The sequence below is a fragment of the Actinomycetota bacterium genome (assembly GCA_005774595.1).
Lineage (GTDB): Bacteria > Actinomycetota > Coriobacteriia > Anaerosomatales > D1FN1-002 > D1FN1-002.
Window position 1 is genome coordinate 1 of sequence record VAUM01000284.1, and the last position, 2,534, is coordinate 2,534.

Here is a 2,534-nt window from a genome sequence, read left to right on the forward strand (position 1 = left end):
AGGCCGCGGTCACTGCCGTCGTCGACGCGGCCGCCAAGGAGACCGCGGTCGAACGCGCGAGCGGCGAGCGCGAGTGGCACGGCGCGCCGACCGGGCGGTTCGTGGTCAACCCGGTCAACGGCGAGAAGGTGCCGGTCTGGGTCTGCGACTACGTGCTCATGGAATACGGCACCGGCGCGGTCATGGCGGTGCCCAGCGGCGACCAGCGCGACTTCGAGTTCGCCCGGAAGTACGGTCTGGCGATCCCGCCGGTCGTGCTCGCCGACGACGACCCGCTGATGGCGGAGCTCGCCGGCGTCGCCGAGCGCGTGCGCAGCGACGTGCCGTGGGACGAGGCGTACGACGTTCCCGGTGTGATGGTGCAGTCGGGCGAGTTCACCGGCATGCGCGGAGGCAAGGGCTCGGAGGGTATGCAGGCCGTCACCGCATGGCTCGCCGAGCGTGGGCAGGGCCGCTCGGCCGTCAACTTCCGCCTGCGCGACTGGCTCATCTCCCGCCAGCGCTACTGGGGCGACCCGATCCCGGCGATCCACTGCCCCGCGTGCGGGCTCGTGCCGGTGCCCGAGGGCGACCTGCCGGTGCTGCTGCCGAAGGATGTCGACGTCACCGCCGGCGAGACGCTCGCCGACCACCCCGAGTTCTATGAGACCACCTGTCCGCGTTGCGGCGGCGCCGCTCGGCGCGAGACCGACACGATGGACACCTTCACGTGCTCCTCGTGGTACTACCTGCGCTACTGCGACGCGCGCAACGGTGAGGCGATCTGGGACCCGGCGAAGGCCGGCTACTGGATGCCGGTCGACCAGTACATCGGCGGCATCGAGCACGCCATCCTGCACCTGCTGTACTCGCGCTTCTTCACCAAGGTCTATCGCGACCTCGGACTGATCGAGTTCGGCGAGCCGTTCACCAACCTGCTCACGCAGGGCATGGTCAAGAAGGACGGCGAGACGATGTCCAAGTCCAAGGGCAACGTGGTCGCTCCCGAGGAGATGATCGCGAAGTACGGCGCCGACACGCTGCGCGCCTACATCCTGTTCATGGCGCCGCCCGACAAGGACCTCGAGTGGTCGTACGACGGCGTCGAGGGCATGTCGCGATTCCTCAAGCGCGTGTGGTCGCTCGTCGGTGACATCGCCGAGGAGGGAGGGGACGGCTCCGACGCTTCCGAGGCGGCCGCGATGTTGCGCCGCGAGCGGCACCGCGTGGTCGGCAAGGTCACCGACGACGTGGCGCGCTTCAACCTCAACACCGCCATCGCGGCGATGATGGAGCTCGTCAACACCGCGTACGACTACCGCAACGCCGTGCCGGCCGGTTCGCGCGACGCCGAGCTCCAGCGCGAGGTGGCCGAGACGCTCACCGCGCTGCTCGCCCCGTTCGTGCCGCACATGGCCGAGGAACTGTGGCGCGAGGTGCTTGGCGGGAGCGGCTCCGTGCACCGGCTGGCGTGGCCCGCGTGGGATCCGGCCGCGTGCGTCGCCGACACCATCGAGCTCGCGGTGCAGGTCAACGGCAAGGTGCGCGACCGCGTGGTCGTGGCCGCCGACGCGAGCGAGGACGCCGTGCGCGAGGCCGCGCTGGCGCTCGAGAAGGTGCAGGCGCACCTCGAGGGCGTGACCGTGCGCAAGGTCGTGGTCGTGCCCGGCAAGCTCGTGAGCATCGTCGCGGGTTGATCGGGGAGGGTGAGTGAGCGATGAAGAGGAATCTCACGCTTCGGCTCGACAAGGCGCTGGTAGCCCGGGCGAAGCGCCATTCGGAGAAGACCGGACGGTCGCTGTCGCGACTCGTCGGCGACTACTTCGCGCTCTTGGACGCTGATCCGACGGACGTGGAGCTCACTCCTCGTGTGCGGTCGCTTCGCGGCGCGGGCGCAGGACTCGACGAGCGCGGCTACCTCGATCACCTCGAGGAGAAGCACCGGTAGGCGTGCTGAGCCGCGCGTTTCGATCCCGGTAAGCGGGCGGTAAGACCCGGCCGCTAGACTCCTCCCCGCCTGCGGTCACGCCCCTCGGCGGTCGCTTGAGAGGCGCTGAGCGCGTGTTCGGGGAGAGCGGGCGCCTGCGCGAGCTGCTCGCTCGTGCCGGACTGGGCGGGCTGGATCCGCGCGTCGCGGTCGCGTTGGCGGTCGCGTGCGTGGCGGCGCTTGCGTGGGGCGCGTGGGCATGGCTCGGTGGCGGGGGTGAGGCCCTCCCGGCCGACGACGCGATAGGGGCCGGCGACGCGGCCGCGGCGGCGGTCTCGGCGTCCGCGGTGGCATCGGCTGCTATCGACGCGCGCATGGTCGTGCACGTCGTGGGCGCGGTCATGCGCCCCGGCGTCTACGAGCTGCCGAGCGGCTCGCGGGTGCGCGACGCCGTGGACGCCGCACTCATCACGCTACACACCACTGGCTATCTCCGTGCGACCCACAAGGGCATGGCGCTCCCGCCGAAGCAGCTTGATCAGGCGAAGATCTCCGTCACCGACTTCCGCAGCGAAACCGACGTCATCACCGCCAAACAGAAGATATCCCTCCGCAAGCTCTTCCAAGG

At 70.3% G+C, this 2,534-nt stretch carries 3 protein-coding genes; all 3 read left to right on the forward strand.

The window, feature by feature from the left end; translation table 11 throughout:
- A partial coding sequence (locus FDZ70_09155) for a leucine--tRNA ligase (protein TLM70503.1) occupies window positions 1-1,676 on the forward strand: 1,676 nt, incomplete at its 5' end.
- Window positions 1,677-1,696: 20 nt separating this feature from the next.
- Window positions 1,697-1,927, forward strand: a complete 231-nt coding sequence (locus FDZ70_09160) for an antitoxin (protein TLM70504.1) — start codon at window positions 1,697-1,699, stop codon at window positions 1,925-1,927.
- Between the two features lie 353 nt (window positions 1,928-2,280).
- Window positions 2,281-2,534 (forward strand): hypothetical protein (locus FDZ70_09165; GenBank protein ID TLM70505.1); only part of this gene is annotated, 254 nt, incomplete at its 3' end.